The organism is Spirosoma montaniterrae (assembly GCF_001988955.1).
Taxonomy (GTDB): domain Bacteria; phylum Bacteroidota; class Bacteroidia; order Cytophagales; family Spirosomataceae; genus Spirosoma; species Spirosoma montaniterrae.
Genome location: NZ_CP014263.1, coordinates 2816832 through 2842432 on the forward strand (window position 1 = coordinate 2816832; position 25601 = coordinate 2842432).

The window sequence follows — 25601 nt, forward strand, 5'->3', positions numbered from 1 at the left end:
CGTGTTTGATTCACTTCCAAACAATCTACTATCTCATGAAACTCCGTCTTTATTTCGTTCAGTTTGCGGCTTACTTACTGGTCGCTATTTTGTTCACAGCAACGGGCTGCGAACGTGCGCTTCAGCCGGTCGAACCCGTTCGGGCCAGCGGTGCGCGGGTCCGGGTCAACCAAACCATAACGGAATTAGTTGTTAACAACCCCAATTTCAGTCTGTTGCGCGATGCTGTTGTGCGGGCCGGTTTGGCCGATGCGCTGGCGTCGGGTGATTTGACGGTTTTTGCCCCAACCAATGCGGCTTTTGAGCAGGCTGGTCTGGATGCTAACGCCATTAGCGGTGCCGACCTGAATACCCTGCGTAACATTTTGCTGTATCACGTTATTGGTAACGGACGTTTCTTTGAAGAAGGTATTCAGCCTTTCCTGAATGGCCTGACCACATTGCAGGGGCAGCAGGTGCAGGTGGTTCGGCGTGACGGATTTTCGGTAAACGGCAATCTGGTTTCAACGCCCGACATCGAAACCCGCAACGGCGTGGTGCACGTGATCGATAATGTGCTGATGCCACCCTCGGCCAGCACCGTTGAACTGGCACTTGCCAACCCCAACCTGACGTATTTGGTAGCGGCTCTCCAGCGGCTGAACCAGGCCAACCCTACCCTCCTCAATCAACTGCAATCGGGCGAATTTACGGTCTTCGCACCCACGAATGAAGCGTTCCAGCGGGCGGGCTTTACCACCATCGACGCCGTTCGTACAGCCAATACCGACTTTCTAAGCCGGGTTCTGACGTATCATGTCATTGCCGGACGGCGGTTTACGACCCAGTTCAACGACGGTCGGGTTATGACCAATCAGGGTAATGCCATCACCCTGACTCAGTGGCCGGGACGGTCTACCGTACAGGGCCTCGGCAACGCTATGCCCACCACCATTCTGATGCCCAACATTCTGACAACCACCGGGGTAGTACACGTTATCAACGATGTGCTGCTACCTGATGCCCGGCCTTTGGTATCGATCACCAACCTGGTTGTTGGCAACCCTGAGTTTAGTCTGCTTCGCACGGCGGTAGTGCGGGCTGGTCTGGCCGATGCGCTGGCGTCGGGCAACCTGACGGTCTTTGCGCCAACGAATGCTGCGTTCCGCCGGGCTGGCTTTGCCGACGAAAATGCCATTAACAACGCCGACCTGAACACGCTGCGCAACATCTTGCTGTATCACGTTATTGGTGGTCAACGCTACGAAACCAGCAATTTTAACGAACTGCTCATTGGCTTCACCACGTTGCAGGGACAGCAGGTGCAGGTAACGCGCCGACAGGGTGTTTCGGTCAACGGTGCGTTCGTAGTGCAATCTAACGTGTTCGCAACCAACGGCATTGTGCATGTAATTGATAACGTGCTGATGCCGCCAATGGGTACGATTGTCGATGCTGCCGTAGGAAATCCAAACCTGACCTATCTGGTAGCCGCTGTGCAGCGGGCAGGTTTAGCATCGACGCTGGCCTCGAACGGACCGTTTACAGTCTTTGCTCCAACAAACGCAGCTTTCCAGGAAGCCGGTTTTGCTACCATCGACGCTGTGCGGAATGCTGACCCGGCTGTGCTGACGCGCATTCTGCTGTACCACGTAACCGACAACCGAACCTTTGAGTCGATGCTGCGCGGAGGTGAACTGCTTACCCTCGGCGGTGTGCTGAACGTATCGGCGGCCTCTGGCGTTCGGCCAACGGTTCGCGGGCGGGGCAATTCGCGGGCGTCGAATATCGTAGCCGGTAATGTCGTAACGACCAACGGCGTTGTTCACGTCATCGACCACGTATTGCTGCCGTAATTTCAGGGGAACACGGCAGAATTTATAAAATAGTTTAGGTGTGTTGAATGGCTGACGCGAGAGAGACGCAAAGGGCGATGGCTGGCGCAAAGGAGACGCAAAGGGTTGCGTCTCTACGCCCGCCGGATGGTATCTGTAGAGACGCAACCCTTTGCGTCTCCTTTGCGCCAGCCATCGCTCCACCTAATCCAATAAGGCATTATTTACTCATATAATACCCGTTATACGCTGCAAACACGCCGAAGCCCCCGTCAATGTTAGAGAACAAGGGCGTTGCATTTGTCAGAAAAGGGTTGGTGTTGGTCAACTGTTCGCGTAGCGTGGCGTGGTAGCGATAATAATTTTCATCGGTAGTGAACAATGCAATGTGAGCCAGTTCGGTACGGATGCGGGCGTTGGCCGGTATACTGACGGAAAACGAACCACTGATTGTTTGTGGCCCCGGCTGACTGCCAATTTCGCGTTCTACCATAAAATCAGGCTGGCTGATCCGGGTTTCGGCCTGTAAAACTCCCGGCGTAGAAACGGTCTGCTTTATCCGGCCCCAGCCCCGGTAATAGTTGGTGCCGCCCGGCGAGTTCCAGCTAAGCCGCACCGTATACTGCCACGTTTTTTGATTAGCCGAGCTATCGACCAGCAGCGAATCGATACCTACCCGTTGAAGCGGGATAGATTCTGGTACGGTAGCTTGCGCGGTTATCTGGCGATTTTCGCCCATCCGAACCGTCAGCCGGTATGTTTCGCCCGCCCGAACCCGAAACTGATCCGACGGTTTAGTGCGGTAATAACCCAGCGCGTCATCATAGTCAAGGCGGATGGTTTGTGGCCCGTTGCTGAGCGTTACAACGGCATTTTTCACCAGCAGTGTTGACTCGAAGGTGGCAATAATTTTGGGTTCCGACATGGCTACTTTCGCGGCCAGCACGCTGTCTTGCGGAGAAATAAAACACACAACCACCGGCTTCGATTCGCGGTCGGCCAATAGCCGGTCGGGCGAGATGGGGTCAGTTGTTTTCAGACAGCCCGCCAGCAGTGCGACCAGTAAAATTGCTATCAGAAACCGCATACGTCAAAAATTTCTATCACCAATTTGCGCTCACAGTGGGGCGGCCTTTCGCTGTACCAGCCCGCGCAATTTATTAAAACCGTAGCGTATAATTCAACGCTGGCAAGAAGGCAAACAGCGATACGCGCTGCAACGTCAGTTGCTGGTTGGCATTGAGCTGCAAATCATAATAAAATGGGTTGCGCCGACCATAGAGATTCACAATATTGGCTTCCAGTACGTGCGCCAAACGTGTACCCTTAAACGTCTTCTGTATGCCCAGGTCGAGCCGATGAAATGGTTCGGCCCGGAAGTTGTTTGTCAGCCCTCTTGCCTGCACCAGTACACGCTCATTACCAAATAATTGCCCGCCCGGCGTGTTCGGGGCAGCTACACCGCCCAGGCCCAAATGCCCGAAACTTGATACGCCCGACACAGGCAGCGACTGCGGATTACCCGAACTGTACGTCCAGTTTGCCGATAGCCGCAACGTGGGCGTGACGTTGTATGAACCTACGAACGATACCGAATGCCGCCGGTCGTGGGCGGGGTAAAACGGTTGGCCGTTGTTCAGTTCGTCGAATTGCCAGCGTGCAATGGACCACGTATAAGCAGCCCAGCCCGACAGCCTGCCGGTTCGTTTCTGCACCATCACCTCCACGCCCGACGCGCTGCCGTGTCCGCTCGTCACGTTACGCTCCCAGCGAATATCGTTGGCATCCTGTGCGCTGGTTAGGCCAATAAAATCGGCATCAGGACGATAACCGATTATATGGTTCATCTGTTTTTGATAGCCTTCGATGCTTAGCTGCACCGCCGGAGTCAGATCTCGCACCAATCCCAGCACAAACTGCCGGGCGTGCTGCGGTTTCAGCCGGGCCGTGGCAGGCACCCACAAGTCGGTAGGCAGGCCCTGCCCCGTATTTGAGAGCAGATGAATAAATTGATTCATTTCCGAATAAGAGGCCCGCAACGCCATCTTTTCGTTGAGTTTAGCCGACACCGACACACGTGGCTCAGCCCGGAAATACGTTTGCTGATGAATGCGATAGAGCGTAGCCCGCCCACCCACGTGTACGGTAAGACGCCGACCCGGTGTCCAGGTATCTTCGGCGTATAGAGCCGTTTCGAGCGACCGGGCCGGGGCCACATGCGCTACCCGTAAGGTGTTGGCCGGGTCATTGACTTCGATACCGTTGAGCTGATACATACGTTGGGTAGCCACCAGCCCCGCATGAAGCTGATGCGCTGGATTAGGGTAATAATCCATGTCATATTTCAGCGTATAATCAGTCAGACCATCGAAATACCGCCACAGTTGGGCCGATGTCGAGGCCGGGGACGTTACGGTTGGCACGTGCTGCGTATGCGTCGAGAAACCGTAGTTGCTGTAAATCAGCGATACATTGGAGAATAGCCGTTCGCTGAACAGGTGATTCCAGCGGAGTGTGCCGGTGGCGTTGCCCCATCGAACGGCATTTTCCCAGAGCCGGTTATGCGTCAGGCTGTCGGTGCCGGTGAAGAAATCTCGCCCGAAATAGCCGCTCAGATACAGTCGGTTGCGCGGGTTGAGTTCGGCGTTTATTTTAGCGTTGAGGTCGTAGAAGCCCGCTCGCCAATTGGCTCCGGAATTGTCGTTGAGCAACCCAGCCACAAAACCGCCCAACGCTGTCGGAAAATTGGTTCGGCGAGCCGTTAGCAAAAACGACGCCCGGTTACGCAGCATTGGCCCTTCTATCATCAGTTTCGACGCCACCAACCCCGTGCCAACCTCCCCCTGCAATCGCTGCTGATTGCCCTCCCGCATACTCAAATCCAGTACCGATGACAGCCGCCCGCCATATCGCGCCGAAAAACCTCCTTTTTGCAGCCGCACGTTCTTGAGCGCATCGACGTTAAAAACCGAGAAAAACCCGAACAGGTGGTTGGCATTGTAAACCGGAGCTTCATCCAGAATGAGCAGATTCTGGTCGGCCCCGCCCCCGCGCACGTGCAGGCTCACCTGCCCATCAAGCCCCTTCTGCACGCCGGGCAACCATTGAAGTGTTTTCAGAATATCTTTTTCACCAGCTACTGCCGGTACACTTTCGGCCAGTGCCATCGGCAGATTGTGCTGCCCCGTTTGCGGATTATTACACGCCTGTTCGGTAGCTTCGGCGGTAAGTACTACTTCATCAAGGGCCGTGTTGGGCGTCAGTTCGATGTTGAGTTGTATGGAGCGATTAAGCCGAACGCGCTGATAAAATCGCTGGTAGCCCACGAGCGACACCATCAGGTCGTGGGCGTCGGCCTCTGGAATGGTCAGCGAGTAGAAACCATAGTTGTTGGTAGTGGTTCCCCATTTGTCGGATATGGAAACCGTAGCTCCAACGAGCCGTTCGCCACTCGCCTGCTCTGTCACAAAACCACTGATTGTAAATCGTTTGCGAGCTACATTCGTCACCGTATCGGGCGATGTACCCGTTGCGACGGGTTCAATGAGGTAACAATCGCCAATTTTACGAAAAGAAAGATTAGTGCCCGTCAGAAACTGTTGCAACACGGTTTCGACGGGCTTTTTTTCGCTGATGCGCCCCGATACATAGTAGCTATTTATGTGATTGGGATCGTAGAGAAAGAAAATGCCGCGTTTCTGGTTCAGCTTTCGCAGGGCGTCACGCAGAGGCATACCTGACTGTCCTGCCACGTCTTGTGTAGCAAGCAGCAGACTGAATAGTAGAAAGCCCGAAAAAAGCCTGTACCCAAACCGGGTCATATACGCCAGTTTCATGCCGTTCGGGTCGTTATTTGTTTACCAGCAAATAGCCATCTTCCGTTTTCTGCAACGTGAGATGGTTCAGTTCGGCCAGCGCGTTCAGCACGGTTTCGGGCCGGTCGATGGGCATTACTCCGCTAAGCTTACGTCCGGCTACTACCCCCTCGCCCACCCTTACCTGAACACCAAACTGATTTTCAACCATCTGCAACGCGTCGGTCATCCTGGTTTCGTTGAACACAAACTGCTGTCGGGTCCAGGCGTCGTACTGCTCAGGGCGAACGCTACGCTGCTGTACGTCGGGCAAACCCGTGATTACTTCTACCAGCTCGCCGGGGCGCAAAGTCCGGTCGGTTCGTTGGTCATGAAAATCTACCTGCACCTTACCCGTATTAAGCACGACACGGCTTAATGACGGGCGACTGTGTACGGTAAACGCTGTTCCGAGCACCTGCACGTCGAACGCGCCATCGGTCACAACCCGAAACGGCGCATCGCCAGACAAGTGCCGAACCGCGAAAAAGCCCTCACCCGATAGTTCGACCGTTCGGGCCACGTTGGTGAAGGCATTTCGGCGGTATTTTAATGTAGAATGACTGTTGAGTACAACCGTTGAACCATCGGGCAGCCGTACCGTTTGTTGCTGATTGTTAGCCGTTTCGTAGGCAATATATTGATTTCGCCACCAATCGAGACCAAACCAGCCCGCTGCGACCAACAGTACGACCGATGCCGCTGCCATCCACCAACGCACATAGCCTGAACGCACTGGTCGGGCTACTACGGGCAGTGGCACTACCTTTGCTTCCTGCGACGGAGTAAGCAGTTGCTCTAACTCCTGCAACGACGTATCTAATCGGGGTTTATGGCCGCTGAGTATGGCCTGCAAACGTTCGGCTTCACGAAACACGGCCAGATTTGGCGGTTGCGTTTGCTGCCACTCGGTCCAGAACGCCACAGCTTCCGGGTCGCTCCCCTGGCAATAGGCCAAAAAGCGGTCGTCTAACAAAAAATCATCTATCGAGTAATCGTTGTAGTTCATTCCTACTATAAAACAGGCGACAAGTCAGGTATCGCGTTCGTTTATAGTGCAATTTACTGCCTAAATCTCACAGGCTACCAGCTATTCTTTTCACAAAATCAGCAATTCGGCAGAAGCCCCCAAACCCAACCAGAAAGGCCATTGGGCCAGCAGCGTATAATATTCTTCCTGAGTAAGCGTTTGCCGCAGCGTTTTCAGAGCCGCTGACATGGTGTTATATACTGTGTTGACATGCATACCCGTTGCCCGACTGATGGCCTCGTTCGACAGTCCCTCGAAAAAACGCATCTGAATCAGTTCGTTTTGCCGGGGTGTCAGTTGTGTCAGTGCTGCCCGTAGTCGCGCCCGAACGTGTTCGTCCTGTTGCTGGCTTATGATTACGTCTTCGTAAGAACGCTCGGTGGCTGGTTCAAGGCCGGTCAGTTCGGTCTGGCGGTTGCCATATTCATACTCACGAATCAGTTTCCGACGCAAGTATGTAATCAGATACGACCGTACATTGTCGACTGGCATCAGCGTTTCGCCTTTCTCCCAAATTTCCAGAAAAATTTGATTGATGGTATCTTTGGTCGTGTGGGCATCGTGCCCGAAATACATACCAAAGTTGAGCAGATCTGTATACACCTGCCGGTAAAGGTTGGTTAAGCTTTGCGAGTCACGCTGACGGATGCCCGCCCACAGCGTTTGCAGGCTAACGGCCATGACGGTCGGTTGTGTATCGGGTGGGGCCATACGAGCAACGGTATATGTCTCCAACCAAACAAAATCAGTTTTGTTTAACTATGCCGAACAACACGCCCGTGCCGGTATCGCATCGCCATAAATACAGACAGCCCGCCAAGTAACCCAACCACAGCCAGCAAAGACCAATTTATAGCCGACTCCTCCGGTATTTCGCTGATGGTCAGTAAGGTATTTATTTTCTGCTTAGTCAGAATTTGCCGCTTGCCGCCCGTCCAGGTGACGATGATAGAATCGATAACCGCAGTATTTCCCAGGCCAAAGTGCGCGATAGTCGAGTTTTGCGAGATATGGCTCGATGCGCCCCCGTCGATTTCGCGCAGCATCCGCCGACCGCCCACTACCACCTCAATCCGCGAACCGATACCATGCGATTCGGCCTGTAAGCCCTTCAGGGCAATTTTCAGCCAGTTGCCTTTGGCCCCATCGTTTCGGTAGAAGTGCGTAACTGAAGGTACCGGATAGTCGAGTACGGGTTTTTGGTTCACCACCAGCAGGTCGAGGTCGCCGTCGTTATCGGCATCGAACGTTACCGAGCCGCGCCCAATGCCGTAGTCTTTTAGTCCATGCAGGTGCGCGTTGTCCTGAAACTGCGGCTGAGCCGGATTGCGGTTTCCCACGTTTTCAAAATAGAAGTCGGCCATCGGTACGCAGTTGGGGTTCAAATCGCCGTTGGCAACAAATAAATCAAGGTCGCCGTCATGGTCGAAATCGGCGAAATTGGCTCCCCAGCTAATGCCAATCCAGGTCATACCCATCTCGCGGGTTTTATCAAGATACGGCTTACCCGGTCCCTGACTCACCATCATACGGTTGAAGCGGATATTCGTAAAATAGTAATCCAGCAGCCCGTCGTTGTTGACGTCGGCCACTGCCGTACCCATCGAGTTAATTGGCAGGTCGAGTTTCAGTTCAGGAGCGACGTCGCGAAATTCCCGGTCAGAAAACTGGTTTTGCAACAGCAGGTTAGGCGTCCGTTTATAGCCAAAATCATGGTTTACCATCAGGTCCTGGTCGGCATCGTTGTCGTAATCGGTAAAGATTGCTCCGAAGCCGAACCCCTTGTGTGTCAGTCCGTAATCGTCATACAAATCCTCGAACCGCTTGCCGCCTTTGTTGATAAGCAGATAGCCCTTTGCCGTTTGCGTAGCACTAACGATGGTGGCGTCGTTGATATACGTCAGGTTGCCGGTGAATGCGTTAAAGTAGTTGCCTACATACAGATCGGGATAACCATCGGCGTTAACATCACCAAAACTTGCCCCAGTACTGAACGCAATCAGTTGATCGAGACCATATGCCTGCGTCGCATCGCGGAAGGTGCCGTTGCCGTTATTAAGCAACAATAGATTCCGGGCGCGGGGAATGGGCTGTTTTTTACCCTTCGTTGTAATCGTCGTCACAAACAAATCGACCCAACCATCGCGGTTCACGTCGGCGGCTGCTACGCCCTGCGTCACGAATCCGCGCGTCACGCTTAGGCCAGATTTCTCATAGACATTCGCAAACTGGCCTTTGCCGTTGTTGCGGTACAGCACGTCGTCGTTCATGCCGCCGGTGATAAACAGGTCCTGATCGCCATCATTATCGTAGTCGAAAGCGCAGGCTCCTCCGCCAAACATGCCTTCAAATACCCGAAACTGGTGGTTGACACCTACTTCCTGTGTTACGTCTTTAAACAGGGGCTGGGCAAATAGGGGAGCCGATAAAAAGCAGAGAATGAAGAGTTTAGAGAGCATACTTGGTTACGGTATCGGTGCGCTAATATAGGTTATGGAACTGGCGCAACACGCCAGGGCAACCCGTTGATATGTTCGCCAATGGTTTTTCCTTTTTCCAGCCCGGCCTGATTATCCTGCGGGGTATGAATACCGCCGTAAAAGCGCGAATCAGCGGTTTCCTGCGCCACCTGCCAGAACGAACTAAACCGCCGAACCTTGAACTCGGTGTTGCGGAGCCGGTCGCGCGGGCGTCCGGCGTGGGCACTGTCGGTCAGGGCGAAGCGGTCGCCGTAGAGGTTGGTCAGTACGGTAGCGGCTGCGGCTGCCTGAATGGCGTGGCCCGACGGGAAAGCTGGAAAAGGAGGTTCCGGCCAGAATGAATCCCACTGAGGGTCAATGTATTGCGGGATAAACGTGTTGGGGCGTTCGGTAAAAAACTCGTATTTCCACTTCCAGCAGTTGATAAATGCATCGGCCACGGCCATACCCACACGGGCGTAGGTTTCGGCGCACTTCACGAGCGAAGGCCGGGTTTTGCGAATGGCAAGCGTCGCTAAATAATACGAATGACCGGGGGGCGTAAACGTTTCGTCGGGGTCGTCGCTCCACCAGATAGCACATTCTTTTTCAGCCTGCGTCAGCGTGCGTTCTTTATCGTAGACCTGCTTAAACTGTCGGTAATAAGCCGACGTGGGCAACGTATCGTAGGGAATAAAGGTTGGGGCCGAAATCTGCGCGTCGGAAGCCAGAAACGTCCGGTTCTTTCCCCAGTGCGGATGCAGCGGGTAATGGCTGAACGACTGCGCGTAAAGGGGTGGTTTCCAGCAGCCTACATGTGTAGGCTGCTTCATGGCTTTGTCGAAATTTTTCAGGTAGCCCCGATGTCCGCCATCGGTTTTCGACCACGCAAAAATGCGCTCGGCCACAGCCCGCCCAAACGCCACCGACCGGCTGAGTTGCGCGTCGTTGGCTACTGCCAGCCGTTCCTGTACGGCCCGTTCGAGCGAATCTATTTTTAGTTTGTTGGCATCCGACGTTTGGTTATACAGGCTTTTGAGAATGTATGCCTGCCCGGCGTTCAGTGCCGCAGGCCAGTGATACGGCTTCCCGGCTTCGGGTTGTGGCAACGTTGCCAACCCGTTCACCTGCCCCGCCAGCGACTGATAATCAGCACTTTCCGCCACTACCGACTCATACATCGTCAGTCCGATATAGCCCAAGCAGCGCGACGCATAGGTTGGCGAGTTAGCTGGCGTATTTTTGGTTATATACAGGGTCATATCGGCCCATGCCGTTGCTACGTCCACGTCTTGCAGGGGCGGTTTGGGGGCCGAACAGCCGAGAGTAAGGGTGAGTAAAACCCCACCCCAACCCCTCCCCGTTAGGGAGGGGCTTTTAAAAAAGCTTACGCGAGTAAGCCCCTCCCTAACGGGGAGGGGTTGGGGTGGGGTCATTTCCATTGATACGCCACCAGTTTCTTCTCATTAATCCCAAATAAAAGCGTGTTGTTAACCGGCACCACGGCCCGCACGTCGCCTTTCAAAGCCAGACCCGACCGGCGTTGATCGACATACTGGAAACCGCCCCGTCCGTTGCCTTTCAGCAGTACACCATAGTTGGCGTCCATTTTACCGAGCCTGATTTTAGCGAAATTAGTATTGCCACACAATAGCACGTCGGTAAGGCCGTCGCGGTCGAAGTCCATCGTCGTAATCGTATGTACGGGCGCGTACTGCGCCTGTTCGGGCAGTTTCGCCACCGTAAAGCGGCCCGACGCGCTGCTCAGAAAACAACTCGTTTGCAGGTGATTGGCCGTCAGATGCTCCGCTTTGGCGAGCGCGTTACGGTCGAAAATCTGGTCGAGCGTTTGGTCGGCGTAGCTTTCGTAGTTTGGGTAACGGGTGCGGTAGCCGTTTATCTGATTCAGGAGTTCGTCGCGGGTGACGTAGGGATAGCTTTTGCCCTGTATGTACGCACTCAGAACCGATTCAACCGAACCGTTTCCGTCAAAGTCAGCGTAGTGCATCTCAACGGGCTGTTTATCAGCGGCTTTCATCTGCGAGTTGTCGCCCCAGTTGCCCACCAGCAGGTCGGCTTTTCGGTCGTTGTTGAGGTCGGTGGCGGCAATTTTATTCCACCAGCCCCGATAGGGCTTCTCGAAATACGTGCTTGTCTTATCGTTTAGTTTACCGCCTTCCAGCGCGAACACCGTCAGGGGCATCCACTCGCCTACTACCACCAACTCGTTGCGCCGGTCGCCGTTCAGGTCGGCCCAAACAGCGTCTGTCACCATGCCAACCTGACGTAGGCCGGGAGCAAAGGTTGCCGTTTGGTCGGTGAACTGCGGAGGACCGCCCCGCCCCTTGCTGTTGTTGATGAGCAGGTAGCTGTTGGGCGTTTCGGGATAACGGCCCGGCACCAACCGACCGCCCACAAATAAGTCGGGCCGACCGTCGCCGTTCACGTCCTGCACAGCCACGCACGAATTACTGACGCGCAAATCGGGCAGGGCGTTCGGGCTGTGGCTAAGATTACCCCGGCCATCGTTCAGGTAAAGTCGGTCCTGTAGGCGGGGGTCGTTGGGGGCCATGTCGTGGTAGCCGCCCGTTGCCACGTACACATCGAGCGAACCATCGCCGTTGGCATCGAACAGGGCCACCGCGCAGTCGTGATAGCCCCGGTCAGCGTCTAAAGCAGGTGATTTCTGCGGTACAAACCGCCCGCCTTTTTGTTGAACATAGACCATCGCTGGCTGTTGAGCCGAAGCACCCACGAACAAGTCTTCCAGCCCGTCGCCAGTCAAATCACCTTTCGCCATACACGGGCCGCTGTGCGAGAGTTGGTTAGTCAGCAGCGATTGCCGGTAAAAATCATTGATGTCCTGTACCGGGTTTGCGTAGGCCAATGGGGCAGCTACTTCCATCAGTAGCGGTTTCGGTGTTGAAACGGTTTTAGGTTGCTCGTTTGCCTTCGTTTCGTCGGCTTCCAATACCTGATTGGCCGCTACACTCCTAAAGGTCTGCTGCGTTCCCAACGGCCATATAATCCGCACCGAGTCAAGCTGTTTCGCCTTACCCAGTCCAAAATGCAGCACAGGCGAAACTGCCGACAGATACCCCCGCGCCAGCGTCTGCGTCTGGGTTTGCTGCGTACCGTTGGCATACACTGTCACCCGCGCTCCGATGCCCTGCGTGTTGCCGCCTTTCCCGCGCAGTTTCACCTGCAAAAACGGATGCTTTGTTTGCGCGTTGGCCTCGTTGCGGTACACAAATGCAGGCTGATTGATGTTATTGACCATCAAATCCAGATCGCCATCATTATCAAAGTCGGCGTAGGCAGCACCATTGCTGTTGGAGGGACGATTCATGCCCCAATTCTGTGTTTGATTGGCGAACGAAGCCCCGCCCTCGTTCCGAAATACGTAGTTAACTACGTTCGATGCGGGCATGTGGTTGATGATTTCGAGTACATCCTGCCGTTGAAGCCGCCCCCGGCTTTTGGCGAAATCGTCCATGTACTTGATAAAATCCAGATTCGTATAATCGTGCAGGTAGCCGTTGCTTACGAAGAGGTCTTTCCAGCCATCGTTGTCGAAATCGGCCAGCAGCGCGGCCCAACTCCAGTCGGTATTGGAAACGCCCGCCTGTTGCCCCACCTCCGAAAATACCGGCACCCTACCCCTTGCCCCTTCAACCCCTACCCCCGTATTCAGGTGCAGCATGTTCCGCATGTATTGGTAATACAGCCCGCTCCGCACGTTGAGATCGAACTTGGCAAAGTTATCAGGAGCCATCAGCAGTTTTTGCCGCCGGTTATCTTCAGGCAGCATGTCGAGCGTGAAAATATCAGCCCGCCCGTCGTTATTCACGTCGGCCACATCATTACCCATTGAAAACTGGCTTGTGTGGCCGATACTGTTCGGGAGTTCGTTGGCAAACGTGCCGTTGCGGTTGTTGATGTAGAGATAATCGGGTACTGTATAGTCGTTCGAAACGTAGAAATCGAGCCAGCCATCGTCGTTTATGTCGGCCATACCCAGCCCCAGGCCGTAGCTCAGGGGAGAGCCGTTGATGCCAGCCTGCTGCGTCACGTCGGTAAAACGGCCCGCCGTTTGTTTGTAGAGCCGCAATCCACGCTCGGGGTCGTCGGTACGAAGCAGTTCGGCGGTACTCGCTTCGTTCAGAATGGGCAGATTTTTGGGATTATGATTCAGCAGCAGCATGTCCAGGTCGCCGTCGCGGTCGTAGTCGAGGAAATACGCCTGATTGCTGAAGCCAGGACTGTCGAGACCATACTGGGCAGCCTGTTCGGCAAAGCGCGGTACGCCGTTGGCATCGTTGCCCTGATTTACGAAAAGCTGATTGACGCGCTTTTCGGGCGGCATGGCTCCCGAATAGCACACATACAAGTCCAGTTTTTCATCGGCGTTGATATCAACAACCGTTACGCCCGTTTTCCAGGGACCGGGTCGCCCGCCCGCGCCCGATGCGTCGGTAACGTCGCGAAACTGCCACGGTTCGCCGTCGCGATTGCCCTGATTCAGATACAGCCTGTTGTCAGCCATATTGGCCGTAAAATACGCATCGATGCGCCCGTCGCCGTTGAAATCGCCCGTTGCTACGCCCCCGCCGTTATAGAAGTACTCATACAGTAAGATGTTGGTATTCAGCCCCTCGTCCAAGCGATTCTGAAAGGCGATGCCCGTTTGTTCGGGAGTTAGCAACGTGAAAAGCGGAGGACCGGAGACCGGTTGCGTTTCGGCTCGTTCATCGGTTTTCTGACAGGCAAAAAGCCCCCAGATGAGCAAGCCAATCAACACACAGCGATTACAAAGATTCATGGGATATACAAGAAACAATCAATCCCCAAGATACATCCTGGGGATTGATTTTGAAGCGGTTATGATAAAAAGAAATCAATACCCCGGATTCTGAACCAGTTTGGTGTTCCGGTTGATTTCGTCGCGACTGATGGGTCGATAATACATCTTATCGTTCCAGCGTCGGGTTTCGTTCTGCGTATTGTCGGCCACCGTGTAGGTATAGTTGTACTTCGAGCGGTCGAACCGATATGGCACATTAGGCGTGGCTCCCGGCCTGAGCGTGGCCCGAACGTTGATCGACTTGATACCCCGGCCTACGGTTGTAGGTGCAATCAGCCACCGGCGGGCATCGTGGTAGCGGTGTTCCTCGTATTGCAGTTCAATCCGGCGTTCGTTCTGATAGCGCGCCAGCAGCGCAGCCCCCGACTCGGTAGTGGGCGGCATACCGGCCCGCGCCCGAATCCGGTTGAGCCACAGCCGGGCTTCGGCCTCCTGCCCCGTATTCAGGCAGGCTTCCACGTAATTCAGCACGTTTTCGGTTTGCCGGAGGAACGGGAATGGAATCACCTGCGCACTCGACTGATTGTCGCGCAGAGCCGGGTCGTTATCGATAAACTTGCGGGTATAGTAACCCGAACGAGTGCCGTTCCAGTTTTCGACCGCCGATTCGCGCGTATCAACGCCGTTAATCGTACCACCCTTCCCGTCGTCGTAGAAGCCCGTTTGTATCTGGTTGGCGGGATCGATGCCTGCTACAGCGGGCGGACGCGGTTTCCAGCCCGTACCATCGAACATAATGCTGGCGTAGAAACGCGGGTCGCGGTTGTCGTAGGGCGCGGCTTTGTGCGTGGCGTTATTCCAGTCGAACTTAGAGCCGTCCATCATTTCAAAGTCGTCGACTAAGTTCTGAATGGGCGTGTTCCCGGCCCAGTTGTTATACCCGTTGGGGCCGTTGTTGATGCCGTAGTGAATACCTCCCAGCGGCCAGTTGCTTTCCTGCGTAAACAGGGGCGTGTGGGTGCGCTGCCAAATCAGGTCAATGGCACCGGCAGGGTCGGCAGCGGCACTCTTGCCGCCCATTGCAATGGCATTGTAGTTGGCGCGGCCTTCGGCAGCCGTTACGGGTGCGGCCAGATTCAGTTTATAGCCTTTCCCGGCAGCGGCTGCTTCATCGAGCGCGGCTTTGGCAGCAGTGCGGGCAGCCTGCCACCGTGATGCCTGATCGCCCGACGTATAGGCCACCAGTTCGGGGTTTGAAAACGACGCCATCACCGAAACCTTAGCGCGGACTTTGGCCGCATCGTGCAAATCGCTGGCTGCGTAGGTCAATACGCGGGCTTTCAGGGCCAGCGCGGCCAGCCGATTAGTGCGGCCATCTTCGAGGGTTTTGCCTTTCAGCAACTCGGCAGCTTTATCCAAATCAGCTACAATAAACTTTATGCAGTCGTCATAGCTGCTCCGGGCCACGCTGTAATCTTCGTTCAGGCCGTAGGGCTTGCTGATAAGCGGCACCCCACCATAAAACCGGACTAATTGCTGGTAATAATGCGCCCGCAAAAAGTGTGCTTCGCCCATCAACTGATCTTTCAGCGTCTGGTTGGTAAACGTAGCTTTGGGCAACTGCTCAATGGCGATGTTAGCCTGCCGAATGGCAAGGTACATGTTACCCCACTCATACGTCGGACTCTGCCAGGCTAAGTTGCCGGGTGTTTCAGTACCTTCTGTAAAGGTATTGATGTTTCGCCCGGCGTGGGTAAACATGGCTTCGTCGGTAATTGCCGACAAGCCCTGCTCTTCAAAACCAGCATAACCAAGATAGGAATACACGTTGAAGACAAATGCCTGCGCCAGTGCGCCATCGGCCCAGGTAGCGTCTGCCGAAATTCGGTCCAGCGGTTTGGTCTCCAGAATATTATCATTACAGGCCGCAATAATCAGCGTCGAACTGAGGGCCAGCACCGATAATCGGGAAATGATCAGTCGTTTCATAGGTAATAATAGGTTAGAAGCTTACGGATAAACCAGTGTTGATAACGCGGGTTTGCGGATACACCTGCCCGGCACTGTTGACCGTTTCGGGGTCGAAAATATTCTGAGCCGCAATCGTGAACACGTTCAGGCCGTTGATATACACCCGTGCCGATCCAAGCCCGGCCCGACGCACCAGTGCGGTAGGCAAACGGTAGGCGAGTTCGATGTTTTTCAGTCGCACGTAGTTTTTGCTCAACAGGAAGAACGTGTTGTTGCCGAAGTTACCGCCCGTGTAGTACGTATCGCCCCGGCTTGCCAAACGGGGGTATTTGTCGCTCGGGTTATCGATGGTCCAGCGGTTGTCGTGATTCCATTTCAGGTAATTACCAATATCCCCCGATTCGGTCTGAAGCCGGAAAGCAGCCCCCGTTGCACCCTGAAACAGGATGTTCAGGCTGAAGTTTTTGTAACTCAGGTCGATAGTCGAGCCAAAGTTGAACGTCGGCGTGATGTTCTTGTCAAGCCGAACGGCATCGTCAGCTGTAATTTTGCCATCGCCGTTGTAGTCCCGAATGCGCATATCGCCCGGCAGCAGTTGGTTGGTTACGCCACTATAGTCGATACGATTTTCGGCAATGGACGCCTGATCGCGGAATGCGCCTTCTGACTCAAATACCAGATATGCACCAATGGGCTTGCCTTCCATCCGCTGCCATTGGGGTGCGCCGGGCACCTCGTCCATGAAGTTCACCCGGTTGCGGGCGTAGCCGCCATTGATACCGGCTTTGAGTTTCCAGTCGGGCGTGGCAATGGCGTTGTAGTTCAGCGTAAACTCGAAACCCTGATTGGTCACGATACCAGCGTTGGTAGGTGGCAACAGTGTGCTGATTCCCGACGACGCAGGCGTTGATCCCGTCTTCTGAATCAGGATTTGGTCGCGCCGGTTGTTGAAATATTCCAGAATCAGGTCGAATTTATTGTTCAGGAAAGCTGCGTCGATACCAACGTTGAAGTTATTGGCCCGTTCCCAGGTAAAGTTGGGGTTTGCCAGTACCGTTTCGCGCAGCGTGTTTACCACGTTTCCGCCAACGGGGTACTGCCCAAAGCTATAGGACGACAAAAAGGCAAATTCCTGTAAGGCTCCGTTGTAGAACACCTGATCGTTCCCCATCTGACCGTAAGATGCCCGCAGTTTCAGGTAGTCGACACCTTTAATGTTGAAGAATTTCTCGTCGCTGATGTTCCAGCCCACCAGCAAGCCAGGGAAGAAGCCAAATCGACGCGACGCCGGGAAGATATATGAACCGTCGTACCGCCAGATAAATTCAGCTAAGTACTTCTCCCTGAAGGCATACTGCACCCGGCCATAATACCCCAGACGGGTGCGGTTGTAGGCACTACCATCGGTGTTCTGCTGAATGGTTCCACCAGCAAACAACTGGTCGATAGCGGGCGAGATGAAGTTCCGGCGGAAGGCCGTGAAAAATTCACCCTGAAAGCGTTCCTGCGTTACACCCGCCAACGCGCTGAACTGATGCCCGTCGCCCAGCGAAAAGTCGTAGTTTAGCAAGGCAGTCAGGTTGGTGTTGAGTACCGACCGATGACCTTGCAGTAAACGCGGGTCAGTGAAGTTCGAGCGAACGGCTCCAACCAGTTTCGGCGTGCGGCCATCGGCCTCGAACGTGATGCGGTCCCAGGTGTAAAGCTGCCAGGGCGTTTGCCAGACCTTCGTGGTGCCCGACGTTTTATCTGCCGACCCCATCAGTGTGAGTTTCAGCCCTTTCACCCACGGGTTGGTAATTTCTACGCTTCCATTCGATTGCAGATAATCGGTTGGTTCGTTGACATAACCCGTAGCATCGGTCGTAATCACAATCGGGTTCTGGCCGTTCTCAATATCGGGGCCGGGCAGCCCGTTGGGCCACACTGCCGGTTCGCCCGGACGACCACGCATCAGCATTCGGAAAATAGCCCCGGAGCCTTCGGTTGGTAGCCGACGCTGTTCCCGGCGAGCCGCCACGCCAATAAACGTTTTGATATACGGATTGATCGTAGCGTCGATATTCGTGCGAAAGTTGTACTGCTTGTAGTTGGTAGCAGAGTTTTTATACACAGCATCCTGAAACACGTAGCCCACCGAAGCGAAGTAGCGAATCGCATCTGAACCACCTGAAATCGACAGATTATGCCGCGATTGAGGTGCCCATGTTCTGAAAGCCGCACCAAACCAGTCGGTATTTGGAAAACCCCACGGGTCAGATCCATCGGCATATTTACGGATTGACTCAGGGCTGAAATTGGCGTTGATGGTGCTGACACCAGACGTTGGCGAATCGTAAGTGCCGGTGGTGCGAATGGCCGTTGAAGCCGCCTGCCACTCACTGGCCGGAATCGACTTGTAGATTGGCAACTCGTTCATGATGTTGGCATACTCCACGGCGTCCGACATCTTCGGAATAACCGACGGCTGGCCCCAGCCCTGATTAAATTCATAATCGATGACAGGTTTGCCGGCTTTGCCGCGCTTGGTGGTCACGATGATGGCCCCGTTAGCAGCCCGCGCCCCGTAGATAGCTGCCGAGGCATCTTTCAGCACCGAAATCGAGCCAATATCCTGCGGAGCCAGCCGACCCAGCCCGCCATCGCGGTCAGGAATACCGTCGATAACAATCAGCGGGCTGCTATTACCAAGCGTGTTCGTACCGCGAATGCTGATTTGCGCACCATCGCGACCAGGTTCGCCCGTGGTCTGAATAACTACCAGGCCCGGCAACCGACCGGCCAGCGAGTTCGACAAATCAACAGCAGGCGACTGCACGAGACGATCTCCCTGTACGGCTACAACCGCCCCGGTTACGGTCGCTTTTTTCTGCGTACCATAGCCCACTACCACCACCTCGTCGAGGGTAGAAGCACCGGGTTTCAGCGAAACATTGATGGTTGTGCGCGTACCAACGGCCACTTCCTGCGGCTGGTAGCCTACGAACGAAAAAACAAGCGTAGCTCTGGCCCCTTTCACGTTCAGCGTAAATTCGCCTTTGCCGTCGGAGGTTGTACCATTGTTAGTGCCTTTTTCCACCACGCTTACACCGGGCAGATCGGCCCCGTTTTCGTCGGTAATCTTCCCTTTTACGACGGTATCGAGGGGAGCTGCCTGAAGGCTCAACGTAACAAGCGGTATCAGCAGACTTAACATCAGCCATTGCAGTAACCGGCCAGGCGTACCGAGACAGCGTAAACTGCCCCGGCTTCGGGAACGTAGAATTTGCATAGAGAAGTAAGGTTAGAGGTTGGCAATAAACTGACAATCAACGTATATACATCGAGTAGCAGCCTCTCAAATATAAACACAGGTGCTGCGGTTCACAATAGATACAGTCAATTTTTTGGCAGAAAAGTAATAAAAAAGAGATTTATACTTATCGATGTTTTTTGATTTACGTTTTTCGTGAGTTGCTAATAATATCTATACAGTCAGCGGCTATTGACTCTAATCGGTTCAGCGTGGCTGAATGGCCTGAAAATATGCAGGCAAACGTATTTACGAAATGCGACCCCAGTTGCTTTCGGTACGCTTCAGGCTATCGACGTGGTTGCGGATGGGTGCGTGTTGGGGCAGCATCAGTTCGGGGTCTTCCTGCAAAATTGCCTGCGCCGACTCGCGGGCAGCAGTCAGAATGGGCGCGTCTTTGGCGAGGTCGGCAATCATCAGATCCATAACGCCACTTTGCTGGGTGCCGGTGAGGTCGCCAGGGCCGCGCAGTTGCAGATCCACGTCGGCAATCTCGAAGCCATTGTTGGTTCGTACCATTGTTTCGAGCCGGGTGCGGGTGTCGGTGCTGAGTTTATAGCCCGTCATCATAATGCAGTACGACTGCTCGGCTCCGCGCCCTACCCGACCCCGCAACTGATGCAACTGCGACAGCCCGAAACGTTCGGCACTTTCAATGACCATCACGCTCGCGTTTGGCACATTGACACCCACTTCTATCACGGTCGTTGCGACCAGAATCTGCGTTTCCCGGTTCAGAAACCGCTTCATCTCATCGTCTTTTTCGTAAGGCAGCATCTTTCCGTGCAAAATCCCAATTTCGTATTTCGGACGCGGAAAGGCCCGTTGCATACTCTCAAATCCATCCATCAGGTCTTTGTAATCCAACTTTTCCGATTCTTCGATAAGCGGATAGACCACATATACCTGCCGCCCCAGTTCAAGCTGCTGCCGCATGAAGCCAAACACTTCGGCCCGGTGTTTGTCGTATTTATGAACCGTTTTGATGGGTTTGCGACCTTTCGGCAGTTCGTCAATCACCGAGACGTCGAGGTTGCCGTAGAGTGTCATCGCCAGCGTGCGCGGAATGGGCGTGGCGGTCATGACCAAGATGTGGGGCGGCACGGTCTCGTTCTTGCGCCAGAGCTTGGCCCGCTGCGCCACGCCAAAGCGGTGCTGCTCGTCGATGATGCACAGGCCAAGATTTTTGTACTGTACCACGTCTTCGAGCAGGGCGTGCGTTCCGATCAGAATATGCATTTTGCCCGATTGGAGTTCGTCGTGCAGGACTACGCGCCGTTTTTTGTTGGTCGAGCCAGTCAGAATGCCAATGTTCAGGCCCATTGCATCGGCAAACGGTTTCAGGCCATTAAAATGCTGATCGGCCAGAATTTCGGTGGGAGCCATGATGCAGGCTTGTGCGCCGTTGCCAATTGCCATCAGGCAGGCAATGAAGGCCACAATGGTTTTGCCACTGCCCACGTCGCCTTGCAGGAGCCGGTTCATCTGCCTGCCGGTCAGAAAATCGGCGTAGATTTCTTTCAGTACGCGCTGTTGCGCCCCGGTCAGTTCAAAGGGCAGCAATTCGTTATAGAAGTGCTTAACGAGTGCCGTATCCTTAAAAATTTGTCCAGGAAACTCCTCTTTCTGAATGAGTTTGTTCTTAATCAGCCGCAATTGATTATAGAACAACTCCTCAAATTTCAGCCGCCGTTCGGCCTGTTTCAGCCAGCTTTGGTTTTGCGGAAGGTGGATATTCCACATGGCCTCGCGTTTGCCAATGAGCCGGTATTTTTCGATCAGCGACGCGGGCAGGGTTTCGTGAATGTGCGGCCACGCCTGTTCGAGCAGATTACGCTGCGCCTTCGCCAGAATCTTACTGTCGAGGTGGCGTTTGCGGAGTTTGTCGGTAAGGTTGTAAACGGGGAAGAAGCCAGGTTCGTGTTCCTGTGCCGCAGCCATGCTTTCGAGTTCGGGATGCACGATGCTGAACTGCCCGTTGAACGACTGCGGCTTGCCATACGCGATGTACTCACCATCGCGCCGGAGAATTTTTTCGATATACGTAATACCCTGAAACCAGACTAAGCTCATCGACCCGGTGCCATCCTGAAACTGGGCAACCAACCGTTTCTTCGGCCCTTCGCCTTCCATGTACCACTCGCGAATGCGCCCCCGCACCTGCGCCGACGGCATCGATTCCATCAACTCGCTGATGGTGTAGTAGCGCGAGCGGTCTTCATAGCGAAAGGGATAATATTGGATCAGGTCGCCAAACGTGAACAGATTCAACTCTTTGTTGAGCAGTTCGGTACGTTGCGGCCCCAATCCTTTCAGATAAAGCAGCGGTGTATCAAAAAATGTAGCGCGTTCGGTCATTGACGTGGCTCTCTGAACCCGGTCGTTATTGACCAAAATTACAAAAAAGACGGATACCCGAATTTTGTTTATTTTTACAGAAAAGCAATCAGCGATATGGTAGCGGTCGAAAACGTAGCGGAGTATCTGCTCGCTGCCGCTGACTATTTCCTATTCTTCTTCATCAATCCGGCCAATGCCAAACGCTACTCCGCCGTAAACGTCTAATCCACGCGGGCGGATGCCGTTCGATGCGTTGCCAATCAGGCCGAAAAAGTTGTCGGTGCCAATCCAGCCAGGCCCGACACGCACCATAGCACCGGCAGTTAAGCCCCGATTCAGGTACGTAACCGGCATCGATACACTAACCCAGCGGGTTTCGTAACGGGGCGTCACGGCCAATAGCGTGGGCTGATGTATGGCCGTGGCCTGCTGCGACCGCACGTCCTGAAGATAGGTGACATTTAGCCCCAGACCTTTAGGGAAGGCATAATCGGCGGTTAGGTTGAGCGATGTCGGTAAACCCGCCCGAAAACGGCCCGCACTGGGATTACGGCCCGTATTGAGCTTGTTCTGAATCGTGCGTATGATTTCGGTGCTGTTGCCTACGTTATTAAAATCACTGCTTCGAAAGCGGATCGGGTTTTCAGCCGCATCATTGTATGTGTAGGCATCACCTCGATACGATAAACCGCCAATGTCAGTTATGGCTACACCCAATCGTAACGCGGCTCCGTATGGGTCGGGTTGGTAGATGTAGGAGAGGCCCAAATCAAGCCCAATTCCCCGCCCAGGCGCATTGGTGCTCAATAGGGTACGCGGGCTTAACGGTCGATTCTGCAAAAACGTAGTATAGGCCAGTTTGGCATCGAGCCGGTTCACTTCCAAGAATGCGCTGTTCGGATTATCGGGGTCGGCGGCTATGCGGTAATCTAAACCCCGATTAATCAGGTGCTGTGCATTGTAGCCTAAAAGTCCTTTGGCTGTTACGCCCAGCAGCAGCCGGTCGGTTTCTCCTTCCCAAAGTACGTTTGAGTACGTAAAAGCCAGTTCAGAAAAGGTATTGGTGTTGGCACTGAACTGGTTGTCATTGTTGGGAATACCATACAACACGCCATCGCTCAACCCCGCCCGAACCGCCGATAACAGCGACTCCGACGCACCTTTTACCTGCGCCACAGCCCGCAACCGGGTTGTAACGGCAAACGCTCCCCAATTACCACGAGTCAGGAATGCAGGGCCGCGTACCTCCCCCCATATTGTGCCGTTTTTAGGATTATCGTCCAGAATCTCATCGGTATAATTGACGTCGAACCGCAGCGACCCATCAGGGTTGCGATATTGCGCCGGTACGCGGTTGCTGATCAAACGCATCAGCGAGAACGGAGCCTGATAGCGAACGTAATTATTATTGACGTGCGCGCTGCCCATACCAACATTGACATAGAATCGGCTGGGCGAGTCGGCAGCAAAGGCAGGATTGACGTAAAGGCGGTTCGTGCCGCCGTAGCGGCTGGTAGCAACGCCCATCATGTTTTGGGCAGAGCTGACTGAGGTCGTTAGCAGCAACGATCCCAGCAGCAGTAAGTTTTTCATAGGCAGGCTGTATATACTTCCTGCAAAGTAAACGCGATTTTCGGTGGTCTGTTAGCTGCCAGGCCGATTATTGAATAAGCGGCAACAAGAGTAGGAACTATCGAATACGGAATAGTCACTATTCCGTATTCGATAGTATTTTACACCCCTTCGGCTTCAACTAATTTAACTTCCGGCACTAAGCGAGTCAGCAGATTTTCGATACCTGCCTTCAGCGTCAGCGTTGAGGAAGGGCAACCACTGCATGAGCCTTGCAGCAGTACTTTTACAGTGCCGCTCGATTCATCGAACGAGTAAAAGTTAATGGCCCCGCCATCTGATTCTACGGCTGGTTTAATGTATTGGTCGAGCACTGCTTTGATCTTCTGTACGGTTTCCGAATCCATGTCCAACTTCGCCGAGTTGGCATCCATCGTCCGTTGCGAAAACACGGGCTTTTGCTCACCGAAATAGTCTTTCAGGAAATACTTGAGTTCGAGCATTATCTCGTCCCAATCGGTTTCGTCATCTTTTGTAATTGTTATAAAGTTCGACGAGATAAACACCCGGCGCACAAAGTCGAACCCAAACAGGGCCACAACGAGCGGAGAAGCTTTGCCGTCGAGCAGGGCGTCGCCCGGCGTAGCGTAGTCGAACGATAGGCCGCTCGGTACAAGTTCAAAATTGACCACAAACTTCATGGAGTTTGGGTTAGGACTTCCTTCCGTGAAAATCGACACGGGGCGGTTTAATGCAGAATTCATCATATAAATCCGTTTCTACTGGCTACATCTTTATTTTGTTCAAACAACAGCACACTCGTTTTTTTAGTTTTTGTGCACAAAAAAAGCCCGCTCAGCAAGAACTGAGTGGGCTTTTTCTATTCCACCTCAGAGGTGGTTCAACGTGTTAGGCGACCGTTTCTTCAACCGGAGCCGTGGCTACTGCCGACGGGCCAGCCGGAACGATGTCGACATACGACCGCTGATTGCGACCGGGGCGGAATTTTACCACGCCATCGACCAGAGCAAACAGCGTAAAGTCTTTACCCAGACCCACGTTTTTACCGGGGTGGTGCTTCGTGCCGCGCTGACGAACAATAATGTTGCCGGCAATAGCCGACTGACCGCCGAAGAGCTTCACGCCTAAACGCTTGCTAATCGAATCGCGACCGTTTTTGGAACTACCTACACCTTTCTTGTGTGCCATTTCTTTAAAAAGAGTTGTAAAGTTGTGTGGTTGTAGAGTTGTATAGTTAGCTCTGCTCACGGCAAAACCTTACAACTATATAACCCTGCAACTTTATAACTTAGATGGTTATGTCTTCAATTAAAACCTTGGTCAGATACTGACGGTGGCCGTTTTTCTTTTTGTAGCCTTTCCGACGCTTCTTTTTGAAGACGATAACTTTTTCGCCCTTCAAATGCTCGACGATTTTGGCTGATACCGTCGCGCCAGCGACAGTGGGAGCACCTACGGTGATGCTACCTTCGTTGTCAACCAGGAGAATCTTCACCTGATCGGAGGCAAGTGCAGCGTCCACGTCACCCGCCAGCCGGTGGGTATAGATCGAACGACCTTTTTGGATCTTGAATTGCTGCCCTGCGATCTCTACGATTGCGTACATGATTTATAGAAAATTGAAAATGAGGGTGCAAAGGTAGAGGTTTTACTGTAGAGACGCAAGATCTTGCGTCTCATTGTATATAAAATCTTACCTGTAACAGAGACGCAAAATCTTGCCTGTAACAGAGACGCAAAATCTTGCCTGTAACAGAGACGCAAAATCTTGCCTGTAACAGAGACGCAAAATCTTGCCTGTAACAGAGACGCAAAATCTTGCCTGTAACAGAGACGCAAAATCTTGCCTGTAACAGAGACGCAAAATCTTGCGTCTCTACGTGGATAATCTTATGCTTGTCTGGATCAGATTTGTTGCGCATTTGGCGATAATTTTGCCATCAGCCGCTATGATGCGGCCTTCGCAGTGAATAATGTTTTTACCGGCCCGAATTACCTCTGTCGTTGCTGTTACAACATCGCCCAGTCGGGCTGCGTGTAGAAAATCAATGTTCAGGTTCACCGACGTATAGGCATACTCGCGGCCCAGGGCAAAAACCATTGCTCCTACCAGATCGTCTAAAATGGCGGCAGCCGCCCCGCCGTGCAACACCCCCGCCGGGTTGGTCATCTCCTCCCGAATGGTATAATCAACAATCAATTTACCATACTCTGCGGCTCGGAGTGTGCCGTTCAGCCAACGGCCTACAGGTGAAATACTGCTACTCATGTCGCGGCCAATTTGCGAGCGAAAGTAGTCTAAGCGGGCATTTGTAGTCGTTTCCATACACGGCAAAAATAGCATTAAACCAAGCCGAAAGCTTGTTTCACGCTTTTATTTATGTACTTTCTTGGGAGTTTACCGGGCCGTGTACTACTTTTGAGCCGATTTTTGTACTCCTTCC

At 53.7% G+C, this 25601-nt stretch carries 16 protein-coding genes; 1 reads left to right on the forward strand and 15 read right to left on the reverse strand.

What is annotated here, in order from left to right; translation table 11 throughout:
* The first annotated feature begins 35 nt into the window (after nt 1-35).
* On the forward strand, nt 36-1835 hold the full coding sequence (locus AWR27_RS12240) for a fasciclin domain-containing protein (protein WP_077131437.1): 1800 nt from the start codon (nt 36-38) through the stop codon (nt 1833-1835).
* 199 nt (nt 1836-2034) lie between these two features.
* Here AWR27_RS12240 and AWR27_RS12245 read toward each other — a convergent pair whose 3' ends face one another.
* The 15 genes from AWR27_RS12245 to AWR27_RS12315 form a co-directional block, all read right to left on the reverse strand.
* Nucleotides 2035-2901 (reverse strand): DUF4249 domain-containing protein, encoded by an 867-nt coding sequence (locus tag AWR27_RS12245; protein ID WP_077131438.1) that lies wholly within the window; start codon nt 2899-2901, stop codon nt 2035-2037.
* Nucleotides 2902-2974: 73 nt separating this feature from the next.
* Entirely contained in the window at nt 2975-5650 is a 2676-nt protein-coding gene (locus AWR27_RS12250; RefSeq protein ID WP_083732833.1) for a carboxypeptidase-like regulatory domain-containing protein, read from the reverse strand.
* 13 nt (nt 5651-5663) lie between these two features.
* Complete coding sequence (locus AWR27_RS12255) at nt 5664-6677, reverse strand: FecR family protein (protein WP_077131439.1); 1014 nt, start codon at nt 6675-6677, stop codon at nt 5664-5666.
* Between the two features lie 90 nt (nt 6678-6767).
* A complete protein-coding gene (locus tag AWR27_RS12260; RefSeq protein WP_083732834.1) occupies nt 6768-7409 on the reverse strand; it encodes an RNA polymerase sigma factor in 642 nt (213 codons plus the stop codon).
* Between the two features lie 44 nt (nt 7410-7453).
* Nucleotides 7454-9157, reverse strand: a complete 1704-nt coding sequence (locus AWR27_RS12265) for an FG-GAP-like repeat-containing protein (RefSeq protein WP_077131441.1) — start codon at nt 9155-9157, stop codon at nt 7454-7456.
* 32 nt (nt 9158-9189) lie between these two features.
* Nucleotides 9190-10419, reverse strand: coding sequence for a vanadium-dependent haloperoxidase (locus AWR27_RS12270; RefSeq protein ID WP_232326049.1), 1230 nt, complete (start codon nt 10417-10419; stop codon nt 9190-9192).
* Between the two features lie 170 nt (nt 10420-10589).
* On the reverse strand, nt 10590-13979 hold the full coding sequence (locus tag AWR27_RS12275; RefSeq protein ID WP_077133956.1) for a VCBS repeat-containing protein: 3390 nt from the start codon (nt 13977-13979) through the stop codon (nt 10590-10592).
* Nucleotides 13980-14054: 75 nt separating this feature from the next.
* A complete protein-coding gene (locus AWR27_RS12280) occupies nt 14055-15950 on the reverse strand; it encodes a RagB/SusD family nutrient uptake outer membrane protein (protein ID WP_077131442.1) in 1896 nt (631 codons plus the stop codon).
* A gap of 13 nt (nt 15951-15963) precedes the next feature.
* The gene (locus AWR27_RS12285; protein ID WP_232326050.1) at nt 15964-19203 is read right to left on the reverse strand and encodes a SusC/RagA family TonB-linked outer membrane protein; all 3240 of its coding nucleotides are present in this window, start codon (nt 19201-19203) and stop codon (nt 15964-15966) included.
* 270 nt (nt 19204-19473) lie between these two features.
* Complete coding sequence (gene recG, locus AWR27_RS12290) at nt 19474-21582, reverse strand: ATP-dependent DNA helicase RecG (protein ID WP_077131443.1); 2109 nt, start codon at nt 21580-21582, stop codon at nt 19474-19476.
* Nucleotides 21583-21732: 150 nt separating this feature from the next.
* Complete coding sequence (locus AWR27_RS12295; RefSeq protein WP_077131444.1) at nt 21733-23157, reverse strand: DUF5723 family protein; 1425 nt, start codon at nt 23155-23157, stop codon at nt 21733-21735.
* 140 nt (nt 23158-23297) lie between these two features.
* A complete protein-coding gene (locus AWR27_RS12300; protein WP_077133958.1) occupies nt 23298-23900 on the reverse strand; it encodes a NifU family protein in 603 nt (200 codons plus the stop codon).
* A 145-nt stretch (nt 23901-24045) separates the two neighbouring features.
* Nucleotides 24046-24345 carry a 50S ribosomal protein L27 gene (rpmA, locus tag AWR27_RS12305; protein ID WP_077131445.1) on the reverse strand — a complete coding sequence of 100 codons (300 nt, stop codon included), beginning with the start codon at nt 24343-24345 and terminating at the stop codon, nt 24046-24048.
* A 100-nt stretch (nt 24346-24445) separates the two neighbouring features.
* Nucleotides 24446-24763 carry a 50S ribosomal protein L21 gene (rplU, locus tag AWR27_RS12310; RefSeq protein WP_077131446.1) on the reverse strand — a complete coding sequence of 106 codons (318 nt, stop codon included), beginning with the start codon at nt 24761-24763 and terminating at the stop codon, nt 24446-24448.
* Between the two features lie 270 nt (nt 24764-25033).
* Nucleotides 25034-25483 carry a PaaI family thioesterase gene (locus AWR27_RS12315; protein WP_077133959.1) on the reverse strand — a complete coding sequence of 150 codons (450 nt, stop codon included), beginning with the start codon at nt 25481-25483 and terminating at the stop codon, nt 25034-25036.
* Nucleotides 25484-25601: the final 118 nt, after the last annotated feature.